Here is a 26,270-nt window from a genome sequence, read left to right as displayed (position 1 = left end):
GGGCAAGGAGAGATTCGCCATGCGCTGGACCAGACCGTCCCTCGCCGTCGTCGCCACCGCCCTGCTGGCGACCGCCTGCTCGGCCGGCGCGGGCACCGGCCCGGCGCCCGCCGGGGCGGCCGCCAAGGAGACGTCCCCGCTGACCGCCGCGCTCGGCGGCGAGAAGGAGAGCGCCGGCCCGGCCCCCGCCGTCGCCGGCGCCCGCGTGGGCGGCACCGTGAACGTGTACAACAGCGTCGAGTTCCGCCACCTCGACCCGCAGAAGGTCTACGCGGGCGCGACGTACAACGCCTCGCTGCTCTGGGGCCGCCAGCTGACGCAGTATCAGGTCGTCGACGGCAAGGCCAAGTTGGTCGGCGACCTGGCGACCGACACCGGCACCTCCGGCGACGGCGGGCGCACCTGGACCTACCGGCTCAAGGACGGCGTGGCCTGGGAGGACGGCAAGCCGATCACCGCCCAGGACGTCAAGTACGGCATCGAGCGCAGCTTCGGCAAGGGCTACGAGGTCGGCCCGCCGTACTGGCCGCAGTGGCTCACCGGCGAGGCCAGCTACGAGGCGGCGCGCGCCAAGTACGCCGGCCCGCAGGACGGCGACCTGGCCGCGATCGAGACGCCCGACGAGCGCACCCTCGTCTTCCACTTCCCGCAGCCGCAGGCCGACGTCCCGTACATGGCCGCGCAGTCCTCGTCCTCGCCGGTGCGCCGGGACAAGGACACCGGGACGGACTACGACCGGCAGCCGTTCGCCACCGGCCCCTACCGGATCGTCGAGCACGTCCAGAACACCCGCATGGTGCTGGAGCGCAACCCCGCCTGGAAGGCCGAGACCGACCCGATCCGCAGCCAGTACCCGGACAAGTTCGTCTTCACGTTCGGCAAGGAGGCGCTCAACATCAACCAGGAGATCCTGTCCGGGCGCGACGGCGGCGCCAGCGCCACCACCGCCTCCGACGTGCTCTCCCCCGAGCTGTACCAGACCGCCGACACCGACCCGAAGGCCAAGGACCTGGTCGTCTCCGGGCGCCAGGGCGCCTTCGTCACCCAGCTGGTGATCAACAACGAGCGGGTGCCGGACGTCGAGGTCCGCAAGGCCCTGCACCTCGGCTACCCCCGCCAGCAGGCCCGCCAGGTCCAGGGCGGCTCCCGGATCGGCGAACTCGCCAGCACGCTCAGCTCGCCGGCGCTGATCGACTGGGAGAAGTACGACCTCTACCCGGTCAAGCCCGAAGGCGACCCGGAGGCCGCCAAGGCCGCGCTCGCCAAGGCCAAGCAGGCGCCGACCAGCCTGACCTACGGGTACAAGAACACCCCGGACGGACAGCGCACCGCGCAGGTGCTGGTGGACGGCTTCGCCAAGTCGGGCATCACCATCGTGCCCAAGCCGATCGACCCCAAGGCGTTCCTGGACGAGGTGCACCGCGCCGACTCCCCGTACGACCTGTTCGAGGAGACCTCCTCCGTCGACTGGCCGACCCCGTCCACGCTGATCCCGTTCTCCTTCGACGGCCGCGCCGGCAGCGACCTCAACTCCGCGCGCTACCGCAACCCGGCGGTGGACAAGGAGATCGACCGGATCAACCAGATCGGCGAGCCGCGCGCCAAGGCCAAGGAGCTGTACGCGCTGGAGAAGACCGTGATGCAGGACGTCCCGGTGCTGCCGTTCGTCTACGCGAACGTCAACCAGGTACGCGGCTCCAACGTCGGCGGGGCGTTCATCCACCCCATCTACGGCACGGTCAGCCTGGCGTGGCTGTACCTGAAGTCCTGACCGCCGTACCCGCCCCCGCGCCGGTCGGTGCGGGGGCGGGCCCCTGAAGTCCTGCACTCCCCGTGTGCTCCACGTAGCCCTCGCGTACGTCTCCCCGTCCCGTCGACCCCGGACCGGCCATGCTCTCCTTCGCCCTGCGGCGGACCCTCCAGGCCCTCGCCGTCCTGGTCGCGGTCTCCGCCGCCGCCTTCGCCCTCTTCTACGCCGCGCCCGCCGACCCGGCCCGCGCCGCCTGCGGCCCGCGCTGCGACAGCGGCCAAGTCGCGGCGGTGCGCCAGAGCATGGGCCTGGACCAGCCGCTGCTCACCCAGTACACCGACTACCTCACCGGGGTCGTCGCCGGGCGCGACATCAGCGACGTGGACGGCTCGGTCATCCACTGCGACGCGCCCTGCCTCGGCTACTCCTACCGGCTGCACCAGCCCGTCACCGAGGCCCTGGCCGACCACCTGCCGGTCACCTTCTCGCTCACCGCCGGCGCCCTCGCCGTCCTGCTGGTGCTCGGCCTCGGCACCGGGTTCGTCTCCGCGCTGCGGCACGGCGGCCGCACCGACCGGCTGCTCTCCGGCTTCACCCTCGTCGGCGCCAGCGTGCAGATCTACTTCCTCGGATACGTCGCCCAGTGGGCACTGGTCTACTCCACCGGCCTGCTGCCACTGCCCTCCTACACCCCGCCGACCGAGGACCTCGCGGCCTGGGCGGGCGGGCTGCTGCTCCCCTGGCTCGTCCTCGGCTTCGTCAACTCCGCCGTGTTCGCCCGGCTTTCACGCTCCCAGCTGCTGGAGACGATGAACGAGGAGTACGTCCGCACGGCGCGCGGCAAGGGCCTCGGCCGGCTGCGCGCCCACCTCAAGTACACCTCGCGCGGCGCCGCCGGACCGCTGGTGCAACTGCTCGGCCTGGAGGCCGGGGTGCTGCTCGGCGGGGCGGTCATCACCGAGACGGTGTTCGGGCTGAACGGGGTCGGGCGGTTCGCCGCCCAGGCGGTGTCCGGGCAGGACCTGCCCGCGGTGGTCGGCGCGGTGCTGCTGGCCGCCTGCTTCGTGGTGCTGTTCGTCGCGCTGGCCGACCTGGTGGTGGCCTGGCTCGACCCGCGAATCCGCCTGAGCTGACTGGAGCCGTTCGATGACGTCCACTGTTGAATCCGTGTCCGGGGGCGTGTCCGGAGCCGCGCCCGGAGCCGTGTCGGAGGCCGCTCCTGGGCCTGGTGCCGCGCCCTCCGCAGAGCCCGTGCTGAGCGTTCGCGATCTGACCGTCACCTTCGCCGACCCGCGCGGCGGGACGCCCGTGACCGCCGTCCGGGGGCTCTCCTTCGACCTCGCCGCCGGTGAAGTCCTCGGCCTGGTCGGCGAGTCGGGCTCCGGCAAGTCGGCCACCGGCCTCGCCGTCCTCGGCCTGCACGACCCGCGCACCACCACCGTCACCGGCTCGATCCGGCTGAGCGGGCAGGAGTTGGTGGGTGCGACGGAGTCCACGCTGCGCCCGGTCCGGGGCGGCCGGGCCGCGCTGGTCTTCCAGGACGCGCTCACCTCGCTCAGCCCCTTCCACGGCGTCGGCGCCCAACTCGCCGAGATGTACCGGCTGCACCACCCCGGCGCCGGCCGCGCCGAGGCCCGCCGACGGGCCGCCGCGATGCTCGACCGGGTCGGCATCCCGGCCGCCCGGGTGCGCGACTTCCCGCACCAGTTCTCCGGCGGGATGCGCCAGCGGGTGATGATCGCCATGGCACTGATGAACGACCCGCAGGTGCTGATCGCCGACGAGCCCACCACCGCCCTGGACTCCCGGGTGCAGCGGCAAGTCCTCGACCTGCTCGGCGAGTTGCAGCGCGAGCACGGCACGGCGGTGCTGCTGGTCAGCCACGACCTCGGCGTGGTCGCCGGGACGACGGACCGCACGCTCGTGCTGCGCGGCGGCGTCGAGGTCGAGTCCGCGCCGACCGTCGAGCTGCTGGCCGCGCCGCGCGAGCCGTACACCCGCGCACTGGTCGGGGCGGCGCTCACCCTCGACTCCGTACCCGGCTCGCCGTTGCCGACAGTTGACGATCCGTCACCCATCGCCGAATTCGCGCCCCGGACGGTCGGGCACCCCGAGCGCTGGCTCGTCGAGGTGGCGGACCTCGCCGTCCACTTCCCCGGGCGGCGCCGCCTTCCCAACCTGCGCGCCGAGCCCGTCCGGGCGGTGGAGGGCGTAGGACTGCGGATCGCCCCCGGCGAGACGCTCGGACTGGTCGGCGAGTCCGGCTCCGGCAAGTCCACCACCGCCCGCGTCCTGGCCGGCCTCCAACAGCCCACCTCGGGAACGGTCCTGTACGACGGCCAGGACGTCACCCGCCCGAGCCGGGAGCTGCGGCGCCGGCTCAGCCGGGAGATCCAGCTGGTCTTCCAGGACCCGTACGCCTCCCTCAACCCGCGCCGCACCGTCGCCCAGACCCTCGACACCCCGCTGCGCCTGCACACCTCACTCGACGCGGCCCAGCGGCGGGAGCGCTCGGCCGAACTGCTGGACCAGGTCGGGCTGCCCGCCGCCCACCTGGACCGCTACCCGCACGAGTTCTCCGGCGGACAGCGCCAGCGGATCGGCATCGCTCGGGCCCTCGCCCCGCAGCCGCGCCTGATCATCGCGGACGAACCGGTGTCGGCCCTCGACGTCTCGGTCCAGGCGCAGGTGCTCAACCTGCTGATGGAGCTGCGCGAACGCCTCGGCGTCGCCTTCCTGTTCGTCTCGCACGACCTCGCCGTGGTGCGGCACTTCTGCGACCGGGTGGCCGTGATGCACCGGGGCCGACTGGTCGAGTCCACCGACCGCGACCGCCTGTTCAGCGCGCCGCACACCGAGTACACCCGGGAACTGCTGGCGGCGGTGCACTAATCCTGGGACCGGTCCTCGCGGGGACTGGCCGTGGCCGTGCGGTCGGGCGTGGCCTCACGGGGGTCGGTGGCCTCACAGGGGCCGGGCGTGGCCTCGCGGGGGTCGGTGGGGAGGAGTGCGTAGAGGTGCATGTCGCGGCGCTCGTCGCCGACGGTGCGGTGGCTGCGCAGCAGGCCCTCGTGCCGGAAGCCGGTCCGCTCGGCGGTCCGGAGGGACGCGGCGTTCCAGGGTTCGATGTACAGCTCCAACCGGGCGAGGCCGAGGTCGTCCAGCGCCCAGGCCGCGACCGTCCGCAGCGCGTGCCCGGCCACCGCGCGCCCGCGCGCCGAGGGGGCCGTCCAGTAACCGATGGAGGCCCTGCCGTCGGCCTGCGGGAACAGCCCGACGAAGCCGACGGCCCGGTCGTCCGGCCGCGACGCCACGGTGAAGGAGTAACCGGTGCCGTCCGCCGCCCTCGCCCACTGCCGTTCGACGAACGCCCGATCGGGCTCGTCGTCGTACCCGGCGGAGGCGGCCGGGACGGTGGTGACCAGCGGGATGTACGGGTCGGTGCCCGCCTCCCGGACCACGGCGAGGTCGGTGAGGCGCCAGGGGCGAAGGGTGAAGGGGCCCGCGCAAAGCGTTGGCACGATCAGGGGCGGTCGGTCCATGCTCGAAGCCTGTCATGTGCGATCAAGGAGTCCCAGCGAATATGTCCGCCAGCGATCAATCCGACTCCGTAGGAGACCGCGCAGCCGTCGACCAGGAGCTCGTCGAGGCCGCCCGGGCGGTGGCCCAGCGCTTCTCCCGGGGCGACAACCACACCGTCGCGGCCGCCGGACGCAACGCCGACGGGCGGATCGTCACGGCCTTGAACGCCTACCACTTCACCGGCGGCCCGTGCGCGGAGCTCGTCCTCATCGGCGCGGCCGCCGGCCAGGGCGCGTACGACCTCACCACGGTCGTCGCGGTCGGCGACCAGGGCCGGGGCGTCGTGCCGCCGTGCGGCCGCTGCCGGCAGGTGCTGCTCGACTACTTCCCGACGGTCGAGATCATCGTCAAGCGGGGAACGGAACTGCTCGCCCTGCCCGTCCTCGACCTGCTCCCCGAGGCGTACGTCTGGGCCGAGCACCAGGACGGCTAGCGACCCCGCCTTCGAGTCACGCCCGTGTGGCCGTTCGCCCGTCGTTCGGCTGCGCGAGCGCGACTCCAGGCACTAGCGTGCTGGCGACGTGTCGTAGTGATCGCCAACCGAGGGGGCACATTGTCGGACGACCTGCTCACAGCAAAGATCAACCACGGGTTCGACCACCTCGACGCCGACGGCGACGGACTCCTCACCGAACGGGACCACGTCCTCATGGGCATCGCCGTCGCCCGCTCGCTCGGCCACCAGGAGGGCTCGGAGGCCGAGGCCGTCATCGTCCGCGCCTACCTGACGGTCTGGCACGACCTGCACCTGGCCCACCTGCCCGCCGGCACCGAGGCGATCACCCGCGAACAGTTCGTCCGCTCGACCGGCGCCCTCTCCGACGACCCCGAGGCCGCGCGGACCAGCTTCGGCGCACTCGCCGACGCCTTCCTCGCCGTCGCCGACACCGACCGCAGCGGAACGGTCGACGCCGGCGAGTTCTTCGTCTTCCAGCGCGGCCACTTCGCCGGCCTCTCCCGCGACGACGCCGACGAGGCCTTCCGCCACCTCGACCGCGACGGCGACGGCACCCTCTCCGCAGCCGAGTTCACCAGCGCGATCATCGAGTTCTGGACCAGCCGCGACCCCGACGCCCCCGGCAACTGGTGGACGGGCAGGCCCCCGCACACCCTCTGACACCCCCTCCGGCACAGCCGCCCCCTCGCCCGCCGAAACGCGAGGCCGGCAGGGTCAGGTCGCGGGGACGATTCGCTCGACGATGGTGTCGAGCAGGGCGGGCAGGGTGTCGGTGCCCAACACCTCGGGCAGGGTGAGGTGTTCGACGATCAGGCCGGTCATCGCGAGGTAGAGGACGAGGACGGTCTCGCGGTCGCCGGGCAGTCCTCCGTCGAGGTGGTAGGCGACGTTGGCCTCCAGCTGCTCGCGGATGGTGCCGGTGAGCTGGGCCCGCAGGCCGGGGCGGCGGGTGGCTTCCAGGCGCAGTTCGAGCATCGCGAGGTAGCCGGCCCGGTCGGCGGAGATGCGGCGGATCAGGTCGCGCATCAGGGCGGCGACCAGAGCGCGGTCACGCGGGGCCCGCAGCAGGTCGGCGATGACGGCCGGGTCCGGGGTGAGCCGGTGGTGGATGTGCCGGGCGGTCTGGTGGAGCAGGTGGTCGCGGTTGGCGAAGTAGTTGGAGGCCGTGCCGTTGGGGACGCCGGCCTGCACGTCGACCGCGCGGAAGGTGAGGCCGCGGGCGCCCTCGCGGGCGAGGACCTCGATGGCGGCGTCGGCGAGGGCGGTGCGGCGGGCGGGGTTCTGGACCATGGGTCGATTCTCTCTCGCGGGGTTTTCGGGGGCCGGGGCGCCCGGGCCTGAAAACACCTTGGCAACCACTACGACTGGAGTACTATAGTCGGAGTGGTTAGGCGGCGGGCCGCACGGCCCGCGCCGCTTCCCGACCCCAAAGGACCTGCATGCGCAAGCTCACCTACTTCATCGGCACCACCATCGACGGCTTCATCGCCGGCCCGGACGACAGCTTCGACTTCTTCGCGCCGTTCCTCACCGAGGACTACACCTCGACGCTCTTCGCCGAGTACCCGGAGACCATCCCCACCCCCGGCCGCGCGGCGTTCGGCATCGCGGAGGCACCCAACAAGCGCTTCGACACCGTCGTCATGGGCCGCGGCACCTACGCACCGGGGCTGGCCGTGGGCCTCACCAGCCCCTACGCCCACCTGCGGCAGATCGTGGTCTCCCGCACCCTCGGCACCAGCCCGGACCCGGCGGTGGAGGTCACCGCGGAGGACCCGGTGGCCCTCGTCCGCCGGCTGAAGCAGCAGGACGGGCTCGGCATCTGGCTCTGCGGCGGCGCCGACCTGGCCGGCCAGCTGCTGCCCGAGATCGACGAGTTGATCATCAAGCAGTACCCGGTGATGGTCGGATCGGGCATCCCGCTGTTCCGCGCGGAGTTCGGGCCCCGCGCCTTCACACTCACCGACAGCCGCGTCTTCGAGCGCGGCAACGTCGTCCTCACCTACGCACGGACCGCCCCGGACGCCGCCTGACGCCCACCGTCCGGCGGACGCGCGGGGCACGGGACGCGCGGGGCACGGGACGCGCGGGGCACGGGACGCGCGAGGCAAGAGGCGCGCGAGGCAAGAGGCGCTATCGCGGCGCGGGCGCGAGGACGTACCGTGGGCGCTCCCCCAGCCGAGAGGTCGAACCCGTGTCCGAGGAGGCCCTGCCGTTCTTCGTCTACGGCACCCTGCGCAGCGGCGGCCGCAACCACGCCGCCCACCTGGCCGGACGCTGCGCCGACATCCGCCCGGCCGTGCTGGACGGCGCCACACTGCACGACGGCCCCGGGTACCCGTACGCGGTGCCGGACGCGACGCCCGGGCGCCGGATCGTGGGCGAGCTGATCACCGTACGGCCCGGCGCGTACGCCGGAGCGCTCGCGGCGCTGGACCGGCTGGAGGACTGCCGGGCGGACGGGACGGGCCTGTACGTACGGCGGCGGCTGCCGGTGCGGACGGCGGCGGGCGAGCTGCGGGAGGCCTGGGTGTACTTCGCCGGGCCCGTCGTCGAAAGCCGACTGCGGGAGCAGCCCGCGGTGATCGACTCGGGGGACTGGGCGGACCGGTAGCGGGGGACGGGCGGGAGACGGGCGGTCGGATACCGCCAGGTAGGCTGCCCCGATAGTTATTTTTTCTACTCACGGCGCCCGCCGAACGACAGGAGCCACCCGGTGCCCGAGCTGCCACCCCCGATCACCGTCGTCGGGATCGGGGCCGACGGCTGGCCCGGCCTCTCCACCGCCGGCCGGGCCGCCCTGCGGGCAGCCGAGGTGGTCGTCGGCGGCCCCCGGCAGCTGGACCTCCTCCCCCGCGACGAGGTCGCCGCCGAGCGCGTCCCGTGGCCGTCCCCGCTGCGCCCGGCCGTTCCCGGGCTGTTCGCCGCGCACGCGGACCGCCGGGTCGCCGTCCTGGCCAGCGGCGACCCGATGTTCTACGGCATCGGCCGCACCCTCGCCGAGACGGTCGGCGCCGGGCGGCTGCGCGTCCTGCCGCACCCCTCCTCCGTCTCCCACGCCTGCGCCCGACTCGGCTGGCCGCTGGAGTCCACCGAGGTGGTCAGCCTGGTCGGCCGCCCGCTGGACACCCTCGCCCTGGCCCTGAACCCCGGCCGCCGCCTGCTCGTGCTGAGCGCCGACGCCGCGACCCCGGCCGCCGTCGCCGCACTGCTCACCACACGCGGCTACGGCGCCGCCCGCCTGCGGGTGCTCGAACAGCTCGGTGGCCCGGCCGAACGGCAGCTCGACGGCACCGCCGACTGCTGGCCGCACCCGCCCGGCGACCCGCTGAACGTCATCGCGGTCGACCTCGGCGACGGCCCCCGCAACCCGCTCGTCCCCGGCCTGCCCGACGCCGCCTACGAGAGCGACGGCCAGCTCACCAAGCGGCACGTGCGCGCCGCCACCCTCGCCGCCCTCGCCCCCTCCCCCGGCGAACTGCTCTGGGACGTCGGCGGCGGCTCCGGCTCGATCGCCGTCGAGTGGCTGCGCGCGCACCGCGACTGCCAGGCCGTCAGCATCGAACGCGACCCGGTGCGGGCCGAACGGATCGCCCGCAACGCCGCCACCCTGGGCGTGCCACGACTGCGCGTGGTGACCGGTCCGGCCCCCGCCGCGCTCGCCGAACTCCCCGCCCCCGACGCGGTGTTCATCGGCGGCGGCCTCACCGCGACCGGCCTGCTGGACAGTTGCTGGGCCGCCCTGCGGCCGGGCGGCCGGATCGTCGTCAACACCGTGACGCTGGAATCCGAGGCGCTGCTCACCGAGTGGTACCGGCGCCACGGCGGGGAGCTCGTCAAGCTCGCCGTCGCGCACGCCGTCCCGGTGGGCGGCTTCACCGGGTGGCGGCAGGCCATGCCGGTCACCCAGTGGTCCGCCGTCAAGCCCAACACCCCTCAGGAGAACGCGTCGTGACCGTCCACTTCATCGGAGCCGGCCCCGGCGCCGCCGACCTGATCACCCTGCGCGGCCAGCGCCTCCTGGCCCGCGCCGAGGTCTGCCTCTACGCCGGCAGCCTGGTACCGCGCGAGCTCCTCGACGAATGCCCGCCCGGCGCCCGCCTCGTCGACACCGCGCAGCTCAACCTGGACCAGATCATCGCCGAGCTCGTCCGCGCGCACCAGGCCGGACAGGACGTGGCCCGGCTGCACTCCGGCGACCCGTCCGTCTTCTCCGCCGTCGCCGAGCAGATGCGCCGCCTCGACGCGGCCGGCGTGCCGTACGAGATCGTCCCCGGCGTACCCGCCTTCGCCGCCGCAGCGGCCGCGCTCAAGCGGGAGTTGACCGTCCCGACCGTCGGCCAGACCGTCATCCTCACCCGGATCGCCAAGCGCGCCACCCCGATGCCCGAGGGCGAGGACCTGGCCACCCTCGGCCGCAGCGGCGCCCTGCTGGTGCTGCACCTGGCCGCCGGCTACGTGGACGACGTCGTCGAGCAGCTGCTCCCGCACTACGGCGCCGACTGCCCGGCCGCCGTCGTCGCGATGGCCAGCCGCCCGGACGAGCTGGTGCTGCGCGGCACCCTCGCCGACATCGCCGAACAGGTCAAGGCCTCGGGCGTGGTCCGCACCGCCGTCATCCTGGTCGGACGGACGCTGGCCGCCGAACAGTTCCGCGACAGCCACCTCTACTCGGCGGAGCGCGAACGCCCGCACGAGCCCTGCGGGGCGTGAACCCCATGACCCGGCACGTCCTGATCCTCGGCGGGACGACGGAGGGGCGAGCGCTGGCCGCCGCACTCGTCGAGCTGCCGTCCCTGCGGGTCACCAGTTCGCTGGCCGGCCGGGTCGCCCGACCCCGGCTGCCCGCCGGAGAGGTGAGGATCGGCGGCTTCGGCGGCCCGGAGGGGCTGGCCGACTGGCTGCGCGGCGAGCGGGTGGACGCGGTCGTCGACGCCACCCACCCGTTCGCCGCCGGGATGTCCCGCAACGCCGCCCTCGCGGCGGCCGCCGCCGACGTGCCGCTGCTGGCGCTGCGGCGGCCCGGCTGGGCGCCCGTCCCCGGGGACCGCTGGCACCACGCACCCTCGCTCGCCGCGGCCGCCGAACTCCTGCCCGGCCTCGGGCGGCGGGTCTTCCTCACCACCGGGCGACAGGGCATCGCCACCTTCGCCCACCTCGACCACCTGCACTTCCTCGCCCGCTCGGTCGACCCGCCCGAGCCGCCGCTGCCGTCCACGCTCGAAGTCCGGCTGGACCGGGGGCCGTTCACGCTCGACGGCGAACGGGCGCTGCTGCGCGAGCACCGGATCGACGTCGTGGTCACCAAGGACAGCGGCGGCGCCGCGACCGCGCCCAAACTCACCGCCGCGCGCGAACTCGGGCTCCCGGTGGTCGTCGTGGAACGCCCGCCGCTGCCCGACGGCGTACCGGCGGCCCCGGACGTACCGGGCGCGGTGCGGTGGTTGCAGCACCTGCGCTAGGACGGCCGGCCGGGTCGGGTCGGCTCGGCTCGGCCGAATGTCGACGCCGACACCGCCGACCCGGACGAGGCCTTCGCAGCCTGGCGCCGCGGGTGCAACCACGCCCGTCAACTCGTCGCCGCCGCCAAGTCGTTGGACGTCCTGGGGCACTACGGCGAGGAGGTGCGACTAGGGGCTCTCTTTCGGATCACGTCGGATCAGCGCGCGGCGTCGGAGTGCGTGCATCGCAAGGCGGAGGAGGGAGTCCATGCGGAGTATCGGCGACCGACGACAACGCGGCGAGGTGCGTGCTCCGGCGTCGCGCGCCCGGCGTGATCCGAAAGAGAGCCCCTAGCCCGCAGATGGCCGACCGGCCGCAACGCGTGCGGCCGGTCGGCCATCTGATCGTGCTTCAGATCCGGATCGGATCAGATGTCGCGGAAGGTCTCGATCTGCGCGCCGATGGAGTTGAGGCGCTCGGCGAGGTCCTCGTAGCCGCGGTTGATGACGTAGACGTTGCGCAGGACGGAGGTGCCCTGGGCGGCGAGCATCGCAAGGAGGATGACGACCGCGGGGCGCAGGGCCGGCGGGCACATCATCTCGGCGGCGCGCCAGCGGGTGGGGCCCTGGACCAGGACGCGGTGCGGGTCGAGGAGCTTGACGTCGGCGCCGAGGCGGGTCAGCTCGGTGAGGTAGATCGCACGGTTGTCGTAGACCCAGTCGTGGATCATCGTGGTGCCGTGGGCGGCCGCGGCGATGGCCGCGAAGAACGGCACGTTGTCGATGTTGATGCCGGGGAACGGCATCGGGTGGATGGTGTCGATCGGCGCGGTCAGCTTGGACGGGCGCACGGTGAGGTCGACCAGGCGGGTGTGGCCGTTGTGGGCCCGGTACTCGGGGGTCCGGTCGTAGTCGAGGCCCATCCCCTCCAGCACCGCGAGTTCGATCTCCAGGAACTCGATCGGCACCCGGCGGATCGTCAGCTCGGAGGAGGTGACGACGGCGGCGGCGAGCAGGCTCATCGCCTCCACCGGGTCCTCGGCCGGGGTGTAGTCGACGTCGCAGGTGATCTCCGGGACGCCGTGGACGGTGAGGGTGGTGGTGCCGACGCCCTCGATCCGTACGCCCAGCTTCTCCAGGAAGAAGCACAGGTCCTGGACCATGTAGTTGGGCGAGGCGTTGCGGATGACGCTGACGCCGTCGTGCCGGGCGGCGGCCAGCAGGGCGTTCTCGGTGACGGTGTCCCCGCGCTCGGTCAGCACGATCGGACGGTCCAGCGGGGTGCCCGGCTCGACCGAGGCGTGGTAGGCGCCGCCGGTGGTGGCGACCTCCAGCCCGAAGCGGCGCAGCGCGGTCAGGTGCGGCTCGACGGTGCGGGTGCCGAGGTCGCAGCCACCCGCGTACGGGATGGCGAAGCGGCTGGCGCGGTGCATCAGCGGGCCGAGGAACATCAGCACGCTGCGGGTGCGGCGGGCCGCCTCGACGTCCATCGCCGCGAGGTCGAGCTCGGCGGGCGGGGTGAGTTCGAGGTCGCGGCCGTCGTTGGTCCAGCGGCTCTTGACGCCGATACTGGTGAGCACCTCGAGGATGCGGTAGACCTCTTCGATCCGGGCGACGCTGCGCAGCGTGGTGCGTCCGGTGGTCAGCAGCGAGGCGCAGAGGATCGCGACGCAGGCGTTCTTGCTGCTGCGGACGTCGATGGCGCCGGAGAGTCGGGTGCCGCCGGCGACCCGCAGGTGCATCGGGCCGGAGTAGCCGAGGGAGACGATCTCGCTGTCGAGGGCTTCGCCGATGCGCGCGATCATCTCAAGGCTGACGTTCTGCTTGCCCTGCTCGATGCGGTTGACCGCGCTCTGGCTGGTGCCGAGGGCCTCGCCGAGCTGTGCCTGGGACCAGCCGCGGTGCTGGCGGGCGGTACGGATGAGGGTGCCGATACGGGTGAGGTAGTCGCCTGTCACTCGCCAGACCATATCTCATGGTTGAGATGGCGACAGAACCAGGGGCGGGCGTGACACTACTTTTGTCCGTTTCTCGCCCCGTATGAACGTCAGATCTTCACATCACCAGGCGGTATTGCCGCGATTCTGTGAGAGCGTCACGGCCCGAGCGGCTCCACCCGGCCGACGACGGTGCCCGCGCGGTCGATGCAGATGACGTCCACCGCCACCGGCGAGCCGACCAGCACGCCGAGCGCCGTCGCCCGCGCCGCCTCGGCGACCAGATCGCCCAGCGGCACCCCGGCCGCCCGGCACAACTGCACCGCCTCCAACCCGGTGTTGGCGGCGGCCACCGCCTCGGCCAGCGCCCCGTCGGCCCCGCCCCGCCGCGCCAGTTCGGCCAGGTACCCCTTGTCCACCTGGGAGCGCGCCGAATGCAGGTCGAGGTGGCCGGCGGCGAGCTTGGACAGCTTGGCGAAGCCGCCCGCGATCGTCAGCCGGGGCACCGGGTGGCGCTTGAGGTACTTGAGGACGGCGCCCGCGAAGTCGCCCATGTCGAGCAGCGCGTCCTCAGGCAGTCCGTGCACGGCGACGGCGACCTTCTCGGAGGTCGAACCGGTACAGCCGGCCACGTGGGTGCGGCCCGCCGCCCGGGCCACGTCCACGCCGCGGCGGATGGAGTCGATCCAGGCGGAGCAGGAGTAGGGGACGACGATGCCGGTGGTCCCGAGGATGGACAGGCCCCCGAGGATGCCCAGCCGTGGATTCCAGGTGGAACGGGCGATCTCCTCGCCGTGGTCCACGGAGATCTCGACCACCACGTCCCCGCTGCCGCCGTGCGCGGCGGCCACCTCCGCCACGGCGTCGCGGATCATCTGCCGGGGCACCGGGTTGATCGCGGGCTCGCCGACGGGCAGCGGCAGGCCCGCCTTGGTGACCGTCCCCACACCCGGGCCGGCCCGGAACACCACTCCGGCGCCGGGCTCGCCGGCCCGCACCGTCGAGCGGATCAGCGCGCCGTGGGTGACGTCGGGATCGTCGCCGGCGTCCTTGACCACGGCGGCCATGGCGCTCGCCGGCATGGGCGGGGCGGCGGCTCGGCCCTCGGTGGCCCGCTCCCCGGCAGCCAGTTCCCCGGTGGCCAGTCCCCCGGCCCTGGGGGCAAGTTCCGCGGCGACGAGTTCCTCGGCGGCGAGGGCGAAGGCCGGCTGCTGGCCCTTGGGGAGGGTGATGGCCACCGGGTCCGGGAACTCACCGGTGAGCAGCGCGGTGTACGCGGCCTTGGTGGCGGCGGTGGCGCAGGCGCCCGTGGTCCAGCCGTGCCGCAGGCCGCTGCTCTTCAGCTGGCCGGCCCGACCCCCGGCTTCGACTCCAGCCTTGGCCGCCGCTTCGGCCCCGGCTTCGGCCCCCGCCTCGGCTCCCGCTTCGGCTCCCGCTTTGGCCACCTGCGTCTCGCTTCCGGCTCCGTTGAGGTGCGGCCGCACCGGCCGTCGGTACCGATTTTCCCCCATTCGCCTGGCCGCGCCCCGACCGGGGGCGGTGGAGCGGGGCCCCGCGGCCCGGTGTCCGAGTCGGGGAGCGGCCGCTGCCCCGCGTTCCCGAAGAGTTCTCCGCACGGGCCTCGCACCCCGCTCCTACCAGTGAGTAATCTGGCGGTCCGCCAGAGGGCGGGTTCATGACACGGGGTCCGGTGGCCGGGTTGTCCGGCCGGGCCATCAGCATGTGGGGGTTTTTGTGGCAGGGATGAGTCGGCGTACGTTCCTCACCGGTACGTCGGTGGCCGCCGCCTGGTCGGCCTTGTCGCTGGGCGGCGGGCAGTTCGCCTCGGCGGCGGAGCGCGAGCGCGCACTGACGGCCACCGCCGCGCGGGCGGTCAAGACGACGGGCACCACGCTCGACCAGGTGGCCACGCCCGTCGGCACCGGCGGGTACAAGCGGCTGACGGCCGGGCCGGGCTGGCCGCTGGTGGTGCGCGGCGACCTGGCGGCGCCGGGCACCGGGCGGGACGACCGACGGACCGGGCTGGCCAGCTTCGTCCAGTTCAGCGACCTGCACCTGGTGGACACCGAGTCCCCGGTGCGATTCGAGTACCTGGCCCGGTTCACCGGCAGCGCGTACCGGCCGCAGGAGGCCCTGAACGCCCGCGGCGTCTCGGCCCTCGTCGAGCGGGTCAACGCGCTCGACGGCGGCCCCTACACCGGGATGCCGTTCAGCATGGTGATGGCCACCGGCGACAACACCGACAACCACGAGCAGGCCGAACTCGACTGGTACCTCACCGTCATGGGCGGCGGCCGGCTCGCCCAGAACACCGGTGACCCGAACCGCTACGAAGGCGTGCAGAACTCGGGCAACGCCGCCTACTGGAACCCCGAACTCGCCTACAACGACGACTACAAGGCGAAGGGCTTCCCGCAGATACCGGGCTTCCTCGACGCCGCCGGCCGGCCGTTCGACGCGCCGGGCCTGCGTACGCCCTGGTACACGGCGGTCGGCAACCACGATGACAGCCTTGAGGGTTCACTGCCGGACCTCGGGCTGCTGAACGACCTCTACACCGGCCAGTACAAGCTGGAGGGCTGCAACGACGCCGACGCGGCGCGGCTGATGGACTCGCTGCGCCGCGACCCGGCCGGCGCCGCGCTCCTGCTCGCGAAGCTGCTCGCGAGCGGCGACGCGGTGCGCCGGATCACCCCGGACGAGCGCCGACGGCCGTTCACGCTCAAGGAGTTCGCCAAGGCCCACCTGAACCCGGCGCACACCGGCGCCGGCCCGTACGGGCACGGCTTCACCTCGGACATGGTGGGCAGCGGCAAGCTCTACTACACCTTCCGTATCTCGGAGAAGGTGCTCGGCATCAGCCTGGACACCACCAACCAGGCCGGATTCGCGGACGGTTCACTGGGCGCCGCGCAACTGCGCTGGCTGGAACAGCAGTTGAAGGCGCACAGCGGGCACTGGTACGACACCGACGGACGCAAGGTGACGGGTGGCAGCACGGACGAGGTGATCCTCCTGTTCAGCCACCACACGAGCACCACCATGGGCAACCTGCTGCCCGACCCGCGCAACATCTTCGAGAAGCGGCACGACGGCAACGAGCTGGTGGCGCTGCTCCAGCGCTACCCGAACGTGATCGCGTGGGTGAACGGCCACACCCACATGAACAAGGTCACGGCGCACGGCCACGCGGTGCCGGAGCGGGCGTTCTGGGAGATCAACACCGCCTCGCACATCGACTACCCGCAGCACGGGCGCATCATCGAGATCGCGGACAACGGGGACGGCACGCTCTCCCTGTTCACGACGCTGATCGAGTCCTCCGCACCGTACGGCACGGACTTCGGCAGCACCTCGGACGCCAACCTCGCCGCGCTGTACCGCGAGCTGTCGTACAACGACCCGAACGGCCGGCCGGCGGCGCTGCTGGGCGCGGGCGAGGACCACAACACGGAGCTGGTGATCGCCAAGCCGACCCGGTGACGGGGAGGCGGGGACGCCGGGCGGCGAACAAGTAACAGAAAACAGATGACAGCTAACAGATGATGAAATCTGTTAGCTGTCATCTGTTAGCTGTCAGTCGTCGCCCGTTACTCCTCCGGGTACCGCCGCGGCGTCCAGACGACCTTCACGCCGCCGCCCCGCTCGACCGCCTGGGTCTGCGAGGAGCCGATCAGCAGGATCGTCCGCATGTCGACCAGCGCCGGATCCAGCTCGCCCAACCGGACGATCCGCACGCGCTCGGTCGGCCCGCCGACGTCACGCGCCATCACCACCGGCGTCTCGGGCGCGCGGTACTCCAGCAGCAGGTCCCGGGCGAGGGCGACCTGCGTGGTGCGCGACTTCGAGCCCGGGTTGTAGAGCGCGAGCACCAGGTCCGCCTCGGCCGCCGCGCGCAGCCTGCGGGCCACCACGTCCCAGGGCTTGAGCCGGTCCGACAGCGACACCACCGCGTAGTCGTGCCCGAGCGGGGCGCCGGCCCGGGAGGCGGCCGCGTGCGCCGCGGTCATCCCCGGGACGATCCGCACCGGGACGTCCCGGTAGGCCTCCTCGCAGGCGACCTCCAGGACGGCGGTGGCCATCGCGAAGACGCCTGGGTCACCCGAGGACACCACCGCGACCTTGTGCCCGCGGCGGGCCAGTTCGAGGGCGTACTCGGCGCGCTCCGACTCGACCTTGTTGTCCGAGCCGTGCCGCCGCTGGCCCGGCCGCTCGGGCACCCGGTCCAGGTAGGTGGTGTAGCCGACCAGGTCGGTCGCCTCGGCGAGGACGCCGCGCGCCTCGGGAGTGAGCCAGAGCGGCCCGGCCGGACCGGTGCCGATGACGGCCACCGCGCCCGCGCCGTCCGTCCGCCGCTCCACCGGCTCCAGCGGCGCGACCTTGCTCGGCAGCACCGCCACCGAGAAGTACGGGACGGTCTCGCCCTCGACCTCCGCGAGCGGCAGGATGCGCTCCCCGTCCATGAACGCGCGCTCGACGTACTGCGCGTCGTCGAGCCGGCCGGCCCGCTCCAGCGCCCGCCGGACGGCCGGGAAGGTGCGCCCCAGCTTCATGATCACGGCGGAGTCGGCGGCGGCGATCCGTGCCGTCAGCTCCTCCTCGGGCAGCGTGCCCGGGATGACGGTGAGCGTCTCCTCGGCCTCGGTCAGCGGCTGGCCGAGCCGGGCGGCCGCGGCGCTGACGGAGGTCACGCCCGGCACCACCTCGGTCGGGTAGCGGTGCGCGAGCCGCTTGTGCATGTGCTGGTACGAGCCGTAGAACAGCGGGTCGCCCTCGGCGAGGACCACGACGTCGCGGCCGGCGTCCAGGTGGGCGGCCAGCCGGGCGGAGGCCTCCTCGTAGAAGTCGTCCAGCGCGCCTCGGTAGCCGCCCGGGTGGTCGGTGGTCTCGACCGTGATCGGGTAGACCAACTTCTCCTCGATCTGACCACCCGTCAGATAGCGCTCGGCGATCGAACGCGCGATGGACCGGCCGTGCCGGGCGCTGTGGTAGGCCACCACGTCGGCCTTGCCGATGAGTTCGGCCGCCCGGACGGTCACCAGCGACGGGTCGCCGGGGCCGAGCCCGACCCCGTAGAGCCGTCCGACACCAGAGATCTGACGATCCGTCACTCTTCTTCGCTCGCAATCGCGTTGACGGCGGCGGCGGCGATCGCGCTGCCGCCGCGCCGGCCGCGCACCACCAGGTGCTCCAGGCCGGACGGGTGCTCGGCCAGGGCCTGCTTGGACTCGGCGGCGCCGATGAAGCCGACCGGGACGCCGATCACCGCGGCCGGGCGCGGCGCTCCGGCCTCGATCATCTCCAGCAGCCGGAACAGCGAGGTCGGCGCGTTGCCGACGGCCACCACCGCGCCTTCCAGCCGGGGCAGCCACAGCTCCATGGCGGCGGCGCTGCGGGTGTTGCCCATCTTCCGGGCGAGCTCCGGCACGGACGGGTCGGTGAGGGTGCACACGACCTCGTTGTCGGCGGGCAGCCGCTTGCGGGTGACGCCGCTCGCCACCATGTTCACGTCGCACAGGATCGGCGCCCCGGCCCGCAGCGCCGCGCGCGCGGAGGCGACCACGCCCGGTGAGTACACCAGGTCCTCGACCAGGTCGACCATCCCGCAGGCGTGGATCATCCGCACCGCGACCTGGGAGACGTCCGCCGGGAGGGCGGCCAGGTCGGCCTCCGCACGGATGGTGGCAAAGGACTGGCGGTAGATGGACGCGCCGTCCTTCTCGTACTCGATCACTTCGTGGTCCTCCTGGCCTCGGCGACCGCCTCGGCCATCTCCTCGTTCGTCACGTCCACGGCCGCCCCGGCGGCCGCCGGACCGTTCACCGTCACCCGGTAGCCCTGCCCGGTGGCGAGCACGTCCACCCACCGCCCGGCCGGATGACCGCAGCGTCGTTCACACCCCGACCAGTGCACCGGGAGACCGGCGGTCGGGAGGCCGGCCATCGGAAGGCCCGCGGCCGGAAAGCCGGTAACCGGAAGGCCGGTAACCGGAAGGCCGCCGACCGGCGGGCTCCCGGTGGTGGCCGCCGCATCGAGCGCCCGCGCCGCGTCGGCCCGGACGTCGGCCCGCGACTTGGCGCACCCCGGCAGTCCGGTGCAGGCGGTGGCCCGCTCCCAGGGCGAGCCGGGCGCGGTCCGGAACCCGGCCGCCGCCAGCGCGGGCAGCCGGTCGGCCGGCGCCCCCGGCAGCACCGCGCCGCGCCAGGGCGTCAGCCGGATCTCCCCGGCGCAGGCGCCCGCGAGTTCCCGCCACTGCGCGGCGCCGGCCCGGCCGAAGCGCATGCCCACCGACAGCCCGCCCGCCACCTCGGGGAACGAGCCGGCCGTGCGGACCACGCCGACCGCGGGCGCGGCCCCGGCGAGGGCGGGCACCGGCACGGGCCCGGCCGGCAGCAGCTCGGGGACCTCGCGCAGGTGCCAGGCCTTGCGCCCGCTCTCGCGCAGCACGTCCAGGAAGGTCCGGGCCGCGTCGAGCACGGCCGTCACCTCCTGCCCCGCCGGCACCGGACGCCCGTGGGCGGCCCGTCCGAGGCGCAGCAGCGCCGACCCGTCCGGGCCTGCGATCAATGTCACATCGGCGTCGAACGCGGCGACGTCGCCCCGCCCGTCGTCCAGCGCGAACAGGAACTTGCCGGAGAGCCCGGCCGCCCAGTCGCTCGCGCACAGCCGCGCGTCCAGCTCCCGCGCCCAGGCCTGCACGTCGGCGAAGCCGTGTCCGTCGAGCCCGGCGAGCGGGGAGGCCACGATGTTGCGGACCCGTTCGTGCGTGTCCGAGGGCAGTAGGCCGACGGCGCGCAGCCGTTCGGCGAGTTCGGCCCCGCAGTGCGAAGCCAGGCCGCGGAGTTGGACGTTGCCGCGGGAGGTGGTCTCCAGTTCGCCGTCGCCGAGCGCCTCGGCGGCGTCGGCCAGCGCCAATGCCTGACGGACCGTCAGCAGACCGCCGGGCAGCCGGACCCGGGCCAGGGCGCCGTCGTCGGCCGGATGTAGACGAAGGGCCCCTGGGCAGGCGTCCGCGCGCCCCCGGTCGGGCACCGCGGCGCCCGGCGCGGTGGCGTCGGGTGTCGGTGGCATGGCCGCGAGCATACAGATGATCCGATCGGTTGCCTTTGTCCGTCGCCTCACACCCCGGGCGCTCCGGGCGGCCTCCCCGGGATCGCCCTCCCCCAGGTCAGCCGCACCCCGTACGATGCTGGCGGACGGTCCCCGCGGACCGTCCGCACGCCAGCGACGGCGCAGGGGAGGAAACCGGTGCAAGCCCGGTGCGGTCCCGCCACTGTGACCGCGGTTCACCGGGAGACCGGACGGCCGCGGGAGCCAGGAACTCCTGCCGTCCTCCACCGGCCCGGGGCGCGGACCCCGAGGAAGGCTCGAAGAGCAATGCGCTGCCGCATGCCCGCGCCCGGGTCCCCGGGCACCTCACGCCCGCCCGACTCCGGGCGCTTCGCCGACGTCTCGGCGCTCCTTCGGTCGCCGCTCACGCGCCGTCGCTCGCTTTCGTCCGTCGCATGCCACGCGCCTTCGTCCGTCGCATGCCACGCGCTTTCGTCCGTCGCTCGTCACTCGTCACTTTCCACGCCGGCGCGCCCTTCGGCTCGGGGCGGCTCCGAGGCCGGGAGGGCCTTCGCATGATCCTGCTGCTGTCGACGTCCGACACCGACCTGCTCAGTGCCCGCGCCGCCGAGGGCCCGGTCCGCTACCGGCTCGGCAACCCGGCCCGGCTCACCCCCGAGGACCTGCCCGCGCTGCTGGAGGGCACCGACCTCGTCGTGGTCCGCCTGCTCGGCGGTCGCCGCGCCTGGCAGGAGGGCCTGGACACGCTGTTGGCCGGCCCCCGCCCGGTGATCGTGCTGACCGGTGAACAGGCCCCCGACGCCCAGCTGATGGAGCTGTCCACCGTCCCGGCCGGCATCGCCGCCGAGGCGCACGCCTACCTCGCGCACGGCGGCGCCGCCAACCTCGCCGAGCTGGCCGCCTTCCTCTCCGACACCGTGCTGCTGACCGGCCACGGCTTCGCCCCGCCCGCCTCCGCCCCGGCCTGGGGGCCGCTGGAGCGCGAAGCCCGTACGCAGGACGGCCCGACGGTCGCGGTGCTCTACTACCGCGCCCACCACATGAGCGGCAACACCGCCTTCGTCGAGACGCTCTGCCGGGCGATCGAGGACCAGGGTGCGCAGGCCAGGGCCTACTACTGCGCCTCGCTGCGCGGCGCCGAGCCCGAACTGCTGGCCGCGCTCGGCGAGGCCGACACGCTCGTCACCACCGTGCTCGCCGCCGGCGGCACCCGCCCGGCCGACGCGCAGGCCGGCGGCGACGAGGAGGCCTGGGACGCGGGCGCGCTCGCCGCCCTGGACCGGCCGATCCTCCAGGCGCTCTGCCTCACCTGGTCGCGCGCCCAGTGGGAGGCCAGCGACGACGGCCTGTCCCCGCTGGACACCGCCACCCAGATCGCGGTGCCGGAGTTCGACGGCCGGCTGATCAGCGTCCCGTTCTCCTTCAAGGAGCTGGACGAGGACGGCCTCACCGTCTACGCCGCCGACCCGGAGCGCGCCGCCCGGGTGGCCGGCACCGCCGTCAAGCACGCCCGGCTGCGGCACATCCCGGCCGCCGAGCGCCGCCTGGCGCTCGTGCTGTCCGCCTACCCGACCAAGCACGCCCGGGTCGGCAACGCCGTCGGCCTGGACACCCCGGCCAGCGCGATCCGCCTGCTGAACCGGCTGCGCGCGGAGGGCATGGACCTGGGTTCGGACCTCCCCGGGCTGGACGGAACGAACGGGGACGGCCACGACGGCTCCCGCGACGCCTCGCCCGGCGGCTCCCACGATGCGTCCCAGGAGCCCTCCCTCGACGCCTCCCACGAGGGCGACGCCCTGATCCACGCCCTGATCGCGGCCGGCGGCTACGACCAGGACTGGCTCACCGAGGACCAGCTGGCCCGCAACCCGGTGCGCATCCCCGCCGCCGACTACCGCCGCTGGTACGCCACGCTCCCCCAGGGGCTGCGCGAGCAGGTCGAGGCGCACTGGGGCCCGGCCCCCGGCGAGCTGTACGTCGACCGCTCGCAGAACCCGGACGGCGACATCGTGCTGGCCGCGATCCGCTCCGGGAACCTGCTCGTCCTGATCCAGCCGCCGCGCGGTTTCGGCGAGAACCCCGTCGCCATCTACCACGACCCCGACCTGCCGCCGAGCCACCACTACCTGGCCGCCTACCGCTGGATCGAGGCCGCGCAGGCCGACGGCGGCTTCGGCGCGCACGCCGTCATCCACCTCGGCAAGCACGGCAACCTGGAGTGGCTGCCCGGCAAGACCGCCGCGCTGTCCGCCGAGTGCGGCCCGGACGCCGTCCTGGGCGATCTGCCGCTGATCTACCCGTTCCTGGTCAACGACCCGGGCGAGGGCACCCAGGCCAAGCGCCGCGCCCACGCCACCCTGGTCGACCACCTCGTCCCGCCGATGGCCCGCGCCGACTCCTACGGCGACATCGCCCGCCTGGAGCAGCTGCTGGACGAGCACTCCAACATCGCCGCGATGGACCCGGCCAAGCTGCCCGCGATCCGTGCGCAGATCTGGACCCTCATCCAGGCCGCCAAGCTGGACCACGACCTCGGTCTGGACGAGCGCCCCGAGGACGACGGCTTCGACGACTTCCTGCTGCACGTCGACGGCTGGCTGTGCGAGATCAAGGACGCCCAGATCCGCGACGGCCTGCACGTCCTCGGCCAGGCGCCGGCCGGCACCGACCGGATCAACATCGTGCTCGCCATCCTGCGCGCCCGCCAGATCTGGGGCGGCGTCAGCGCGCTGCCGGGCCTGCGCGAGGCCCTCGGGCTGGACGAGGCCGCGCTCACCCTCGGGGCCACCGACGCCGCCGAGGCCCAGGCCCGCGCCCTGGTCGAGGCCATGGAGGCGCAGGACTGGGCGGTCGAGGCGGTGGAGAAGGTCGCCGCCGGGCTGCCGGAGGCCGTCCACGAGGTGCTGACCTTCGCCGCCACCCAGGTGGTGCCGCGGCTGGCCGCCACCACCGACGAGCTGGACGCCGTGCTGCACGCGCTGCGCGGCGGCTTCGTCCCGGCCGGGCCGTCCGGCTCGCCGCTGCGCGGCCTGGTCAACGTGCTGCCGACCGGCCGCAACTTCTACTCCGTCGACCCGAAGGCCGTCCCGAGCAAGCTCGCCTGGGAGACCGGCCAGGCGCTCGCCGCCTCGCTGGTCGAGCGGTACACCGCCGACAACGACGGCGCCTACCCGCCCTCGGTCGGGCTGTCGCTGTGGGGCACCAGCGCGATGCGCACCGCCGGCGACGACATCGCCGAGGCCTTCGCCCTGCTCGGCGTCCGCCCGGTCTGGGACGACGCCTCGCGCCGGGTCACCGGCCTGGAGCCGATCGCCCTCGCCGAGCTGGGCCGCCCGCGCATCGACGTGACGCTGCGCATCTCCGGCTTCTTCCGCGACGCCTTCCCGCACGTGGTCGCCCTGCTCGACGACGCGGTGCGCCTGGCCGCCGCCCAGGAGGAGCCCGCGGAGCAGAACTTCGTACGCGCCCACGTCCAGGCCGACCTCGCGGTGCACGGCGACGAGCGCAAGGCCACCGTCCGCGTCTTCGGCTCCCGCCCGGGCACCTACGGCGCGGGCCTGCTCCAGCTGATCGACAGCCGGGACTGGCGCACCGACGCCGACCTGGCCGAGGTGTACACGGTCTGGGGCGGCTACGCCTACGGGCGCGGACTGGACGGGCGGCCGGCCCGCGAGGAGATGGAGACCGCGTACAAGCGGATCACCGTCGCCGCGAAGAACACCGACACCCGCGAGCACGACATCGCCGACTCGGACGACTACTTCCAGTACCACGGCGGCATGGTGGCCACCGTCCGGGCGCTCACCGGCAAGGCGCCGACCGCCTACATCGGCGACTCGACCCGCCCGGAGACGGTCCGCACCCGGACGCTGACCGAGGAGGCCGCCCGCGTCTTCCGCGCCCGGGTGGTCAACCCGCGCTGGATCGAGGCGATGCGCCGGCACGGGTACAAGGGCGCGTTCGAGATGGCCGCGACGGTGGACTACCTGTTCGGCTACGACGCCACGACGGGCGTGGTCGCGGACTGGATGTACGAGAAGCTCACCCAGGAGTACGTGCTCGACCCGGTCAACCGGGAGTTCCTGACCGGCGCCAACCCGTGGGCGCTGCACGGGATCAGCGAGCGGCTGCTGGAGGCGGCCAGCCGCGGGCTCTGGGAGCAGCCCGACCCGGAGCTGATCGCGCAGTTGCAGGCCGCGTTCCTGGAGACCGAGGGGGACCTGGAGGGCGACGAGGGCTGAGCCACGGGGGTGGCCACCAGTGTTCCCGTAGTCCATTCGGGTGACAGGAACACTGGTGGCGCAGTCCGTCCGAGCGGACAATACGGGGCATGCCCCGCCGCCTCGCCCTCACCAGCCCCGCCCGGCGCACGCCGCACCGGGAGCACTCCGAGCACCGCGAGCACCCTGAGCACTCCCCGCATCCCGGGCACCCCGAGCACTCCTCGCATCCCGGGCACCCCCGGCACCCTGAACCTCCCGGGCACTCCGAACACGGCGGGCAGTCCGGACACGGCGGCCACCCGCAGGCGCGCCCGCACCGCTACCGCGCGCGGTTCGGCGCCCTGGCCGCCGGGGCGGTACCGGTGCTCGCCTTCCCGGCGCCGGGGCAGGCCTGGCTGGCGTGGGTCGCGCTCGTCCCCGGGATGCTGCTGATGCAGCGCGCGCCCGGCGGGCGGGAGGCGGCGGTGCGCGGGTGGTGGTTCGGGGCGGGCTTCATCCTGACCGCGATGTACTGGCTGGTCCCGTCCATCGGGCCGGGGCTACCGGTGCTCGCCGTGCTGTTCGGGGCGCTCCAGGGCGGCTTCGGGTACGCCGTCCACCGGCTGCTGCACCCGCCGCTGACCGGCCGTCGGGCGCTGCTCGCACTGCTCGTCGTCCCGGCGGTCTGGGTGACCACCGAGTACGCGCGCTCCTGGGACGCCCTCGGCGGGCCGTGGGCACTGCTCGGCGCCACCCAGTGGCAGCACCCGGCGATCCTCGGGCTCGCCTCGACCGGCGGGATCTGGCTGGTCAGCGCGGCCGTCGCGGCCGCCAACACCGGGGTGCTGATCGTCCTGACCTCCGTGCACCGGCGACCGCGCGCCCTCGCGGCGCTGACCACCGTCCTGGTCCTGGCCGCCGGCCCGCTGCTGTTCGCCCTGCGCGACGCCCCCGCCCCGGCCGGGGCGGTCACCGTCGCGCTGGTCCAGCCCGGCATCGTGGACGACCCGCAGGCCCGGTTCGAGGCCAGCGCCCAGGCCACCGCCGCGCTCGGCGGGCAGCCGGTGGACCTGGTCGTCTGGGGCGAGAGCAGCACCACCGCCGACCTCGACCGCGACCCGGCCGCGCTCGACCGGCTGCGCCAACTCTCCACCGCCACCGGGGCGCAGATCATCGCCGGGGAGGACGCCCGCAAGGCGGACGGGCGGATCTCCAAGGACGCGGTACTGGTCTCCCCTGCGGGCGTGCTGGACCGCTACCGCAAGATCCGGCTGGTGCCCTTCGGCGAGTACATCCCGCTGCGGCCGGTGCTCGGCTGGATCGCCGGCGTCAGCCGGGCGGCCGGCGAGAACCGGGCGCCCGGCACCGCCTTCCACGTCCTGCCGGCCACCGACCGGGCGGGAGGACCGCTGCCGGTCGGCGCGCTGATCTGCTTCGAGTCGGCCTTCCCCGACCTGGCCCGCACCGCCGCGCGGGACGGCGCCCGGGTGCTGGTCTACCAGTCCTCCACCTCGACCTTCCAGCACACCTGGGCACCCGAGCAGCACGTCTCGCTGGCGGCGATCCGGGCCGCCGAGACCGGCCGGCCGGCCGTGCAGGCCTCGCTGACCGGGGTGTCGGCGGCCTTCGACGCGCAGGGCCGCGAGCTCGCCCGGCTCGGTACCGACGGCACCGGCGCGCTGACCGTCCGGCTGCCGCTCACCGAGCCCGGGGCGCTGACCTGGTACGACCGGATCGGCGACGTGGTACCGATCGGCGCGCTGCTCGTCACCGCGGGCGCGACGGCGGCGGCGTGGCGTTCCAGCCGCAGTCGGCGCCCGGTGTGAGGGC

At 73.9% G+C, this 26,270-nt stretch carries 20 protein-coding genes and 1 riboswitch; of the genes, 13 read left to right on the top strand and 7 right to left on the bottom strand.

What is annotated here, in order from left to right; all coding sequences use genetic code 11:
* Positions 1-19 precede the first annotated feature (19 nt).
* The 3 genes from ACFVX9_RS10705 to ACFVX9_RS10695 all read left to right on the top strand — a co-directional run bounded on the left by ACFVX9_RS10705 (position 20) and on the right by ACFVX9_RS10695 (position 4,642).
* The gene (locus ACFVX9_RS10705) at positions 20-1,771 is read left to right on the top strand and encodes an ABC transporter substrate-binding protein (protein ID WP_387981341.1); all 1,752 of its coding nucleotides are present in this window, start codon (positions 20-22) and stop codon (positions 1,769-1,771) included.
* 119 nt (positions 1,772-1,890) lie between these two features.
* Entirely contained in the window at positions 1,891-2,883 is a 993-nt protein-coding gene (locus ACFVX9_RS10700) for an ABC transporter permease (protein WP_063350084.1), read from the top strand.
* A gap of 118 nt (positions 2,884-3,001) precedes the next feature.
* Positions 3,002-4,642 (top strand): dipeptide ABC transporter ATP-binding protein, encoded by a 1,641-nt coding sequence (locus ACFVX9_RS10695; RefSeq protein WP_387981340.1) that lies wholly within the window; start codon positions 3,002-3,004, stop codon positions 4,640-4,642.
* Here the strand turns inward: ACFVX9_RS10695 and ACFVX9_RS10690 are convergent.
* Positions 4,639-5,292, bottom strand: a complete 654-nt coding sequence (locus ACFVX9_RS10690) for a GNAT family N-acetyltransferase (RefSeq protein WP_380373834.1) — start codon at positions 5,290-5,292, stop codon at positions 4,639-4,641. The two genes, ACFVX9_RS10695 and ACFVX9_RS10690, sit on opposite strands and share 4 nt — an antisense overlap.
* 41 nt (positions 5,293-5,333) lie before the next feature.
* Here ACFVX9_RS10690 and ACFVX9_RS10685 point away from each other — a divergent pair, with 41 nt between their 5' ends.
* A complete protein-coding gene (locus ACFVX9_RS10685; RefSeq protein WP_380373837.1) occupies positions 5,334-5,765 on the top strand; it encodes a cytidine deaminase family protein in 432 nt (143 codons plus the stop codon).
* 120 nt (positions 5,766-5,885) lie between these two features.
* Positions 5,886-6,449, top strand: coding sequence for an EF-hand domain-containing protein (locus ACFVX9_RS10680; RefSeq protein ID WP_063350081.1), 564 nt, complete (start codon positions 5,886-5,888; stop codon positions 6,447-6,449).
* A gap of 54 nt (positions 6,450-6,503) precedes the next feature.
* Here ACFVX9_RS10680 and ACFVX9_RS10675 read toward each other — a convergent pair whose 3' ends face one another.
* Entirely contained in the window at positions 6,504-7,079 is a 576-nt protein-coding gene (locus ACFVX9_RS10675) for a TetR family transcriptional regulator (protein WP_363367271.1), read from the bottom strand.
* A gap of 149 nt (positions 7,080-7,228) precedes the next feature.
* Here ACFVX9_RS10675 and ACFVX9_RS10670 point away from each other — a divergent pair, with 149 nt between their 5' ends.
* The 5 genes from ACFVX9_RS10670 to ACFVX9_RS10650 all read left to right on the top strand — a co-directional run bounded on the left by ACFVX9_RS10670 (position 7,229) and on the right by ACFVX9_RS10650 (position 11,251).
* On the top strand, positions 7,229-7,822 hold the full coding sequence (locus tag ACFVX9_RS10670; protein WP_380373841.1) for a dihydrofolate reductase family protein: 594 nt from the start codon (positions 7,229-7,231) through the stop codon (positions 7,820-7,822).
* Between the two features lie 161 nt (positions 7,823-7,983).
* Positions 7,984-8,403, top strand: coding sequence for a gamma-glutamylcyclotransferase family protein (locus ACFVX9_RS10665; RefSeq protein WP_380373844.1), 420 nt, complete (start codon positions 7,984-7,986; stop codon positions 8,401-8,403).
* 102 nt (positions 8,404-8,505) lie between these two features.
* A complete protein-coding gene (gene cbiE / locus ACFVX9_RS10660; protein ID WP_380373847.1) occupies positions 8,506-9,744 on the top strand; it encodes a precorrin-6y C5,15-methyltransferase (decarboxylating) subunit CbiE in 1,239 nt (412 codons plus the stop codon).
* Complete coding sequence (cobM, locus tag ACFVX9_RS10655) at positions 9,741-10,502, top strand: precorrin-4 C(11)-methyltransferase (protein WP_380373850.1); 762 nt, start codon at positions 9,741-9,743, stop codon at positions 10,500-10,502. Before cbiE ends, cobM begins: the two co-directional genes overlap by 4 nt.
* A gap of 5 nt (positions 10,503-10,507) precedes the next feature.
* The gene (locus ACFVX9_RS10650; protein WP_380373852.1) at positions 10,508-11,251 is read left to right on the top strand and encodes a cobalt-precorrin-6A reductase; all 744 of its coding nucleotides are present in this window, start codon (positions 10,508-10,510) and stop codon (positions 11,249-11,251) included.
* Positions 11,252-11,658: 407 nt separating this feature from the next.
* On the opposite strand, the gene ACFVX9_RS10645 is transcribed toward ACFVX9_RS10650, so the two are convergent.
* Together ACFVX9_RS10645 and ACFVX9_RS10640 are read right to left on the bottom strand one after the other, a co-directional pair.
* On the bottom strand, positions 11,659-13,188 hold the full coding sequence (locus tag ACFVX9_RS10645) for a UDP-N-acetylglucosamine 1-carboxyvinyltransferase (RefSeq protein ID WP_350875492.1): 1,530 nt from the start codon (positions 13,186-13,188) through the stop codon (positions 11,659-11,661).
* A 137-nt stretch (positions 13,189-13,325) separates the two neighbouring features.
* Positions 13,326-14,510: a cobalt-precorrin-5B (C(1))-methyltransferase gene (locus tag ACFVX9_RS10640; RefSeq protein WP_387981373.1), complete on the bottom strand. Its 1,185-nt coding sequence runs from the start codon at positions 14,508-14,510 to the stop codon at positions 13,326-13,328.
* A 400-nt stretch (positions 14,511-14,910) separates the two neighbouring features.
* Here ACFVX9_RS10640 and ACFVX9_RS10635 point away from each other — a divergent pair, with 400 nt between their 5' ends.
* Positions 14,911-16,650, top strand: coding sequence for a TIGR03767 family metallophosphoesterase (locus ACFVX9_RS10635; RefSeq protein ID WP_387981338.1), 1,740 nt, complete (start codon positions 14,911-14,913; stop codon positions 16,648-16,650).
* A gap of 107 nt (positions 16,651-16,757) precedes the next feature.
* Here the strand turns inward: ACFVX9_RS10635 and ACFVX9_RS10630 are convergent, their stop codons facing one another.
* Genes ACFVX9_RS10630 through ACFVX9_RS10620 form a run of 3 tightly spaced genes read right to left on the bottom strand, consistent with a single transcriptional unit; the run spans position 16,758 to position 20,238 of the window.
* Positions 16,758-18,278 (bottom strand): precorrin-2 C(20)-methyltransferase, encoded by a 1,521-nt coding sequence (locus ACFVX9_RS10630; protein WP_380487611.1) that lies wholly within the window; start codon positions 18,276-18,278, stop codon positions 16,758-16,760.
* Positions 18,275-18,901 (bottom strand): precorrin-8X methylmutase, encoded by a 627-nt coding sequence (locus tag ACFVX9_RS10625; RefSeq protein ID WP_063350072.1) that lies wholly within the window; start codon positions 18,899-18,901, stop codon positions 18,275-18,277. Before ACFVX9_RS10625 ends, ACFVX9_RS10630 begins: the two co-directional genes overlap by 4 nt.
* Positions 18,898-20,238, bottom strand: a complete 1,341-nt coding sequence (locus ACFVX9_RS10620) for a hypothetical protein (protein WP_387981336.1) — start codon at positions 20,236-20,238, stop codon at positions 18,898-18,900. Before ACFVX9_RS10620 ends, ACFVX9_RS10625 begins: the two co-directional genes overlap by 4 nt.
* Before the next feature lie 167 nt (positions 20,239-20,405).
* Positions 20,406-20,491, top strand: a riboswitch (cobalamin riboswitch).
* Positions 20,492-20,792: 301 nt separating this feature from the next.
* Here ACFVX9_RS10620 and cobN point away from each other — a divergent pair.
* Together cobN and lnt are read left to right on the top strand one after the other, a co-directional pair.
* On the top strand, positions 20,793-24,479 hold the full coding sequence (gene cobN, locus ACFVX9_RS10615) for a cobaltochelatase subunit CobN (protein WP_387981334.1): 3,687 nt from the start codon (positions 20,793-20,795) through the stop codon (positions 24,477-24,479).
* An 89-nt stretch (positions 24,480-24,568) separates the two neighbouring features.
* A complete protein-coding gene (gene lnt, locus ACFVX9_RS10610; RefSeq protein ID WP_387981333.1) occupies positions 24,569-26,266 on the top strand; it encodes an apolipoprotein N-acyltransferase in 1,698 nt (565 codons plus the stop codon).
* The last annotated feature ends 4 nt before the right edge of the window (positions 26,267-26,270 follow it).

It is taken from the genome of Kitasatospora sp. NPDC058243, assembly GCF_042882025.1.
Lineage (GTDB): Bacteria > Actinomycetota > Actinomycetes > Streptomycetales > Streptomycetaceae > Kitasatospora.
Note: the sequence above shows the minus strand (reverse complement) of the source record. Positions and strands in the feature narration are given on the sequence as shown.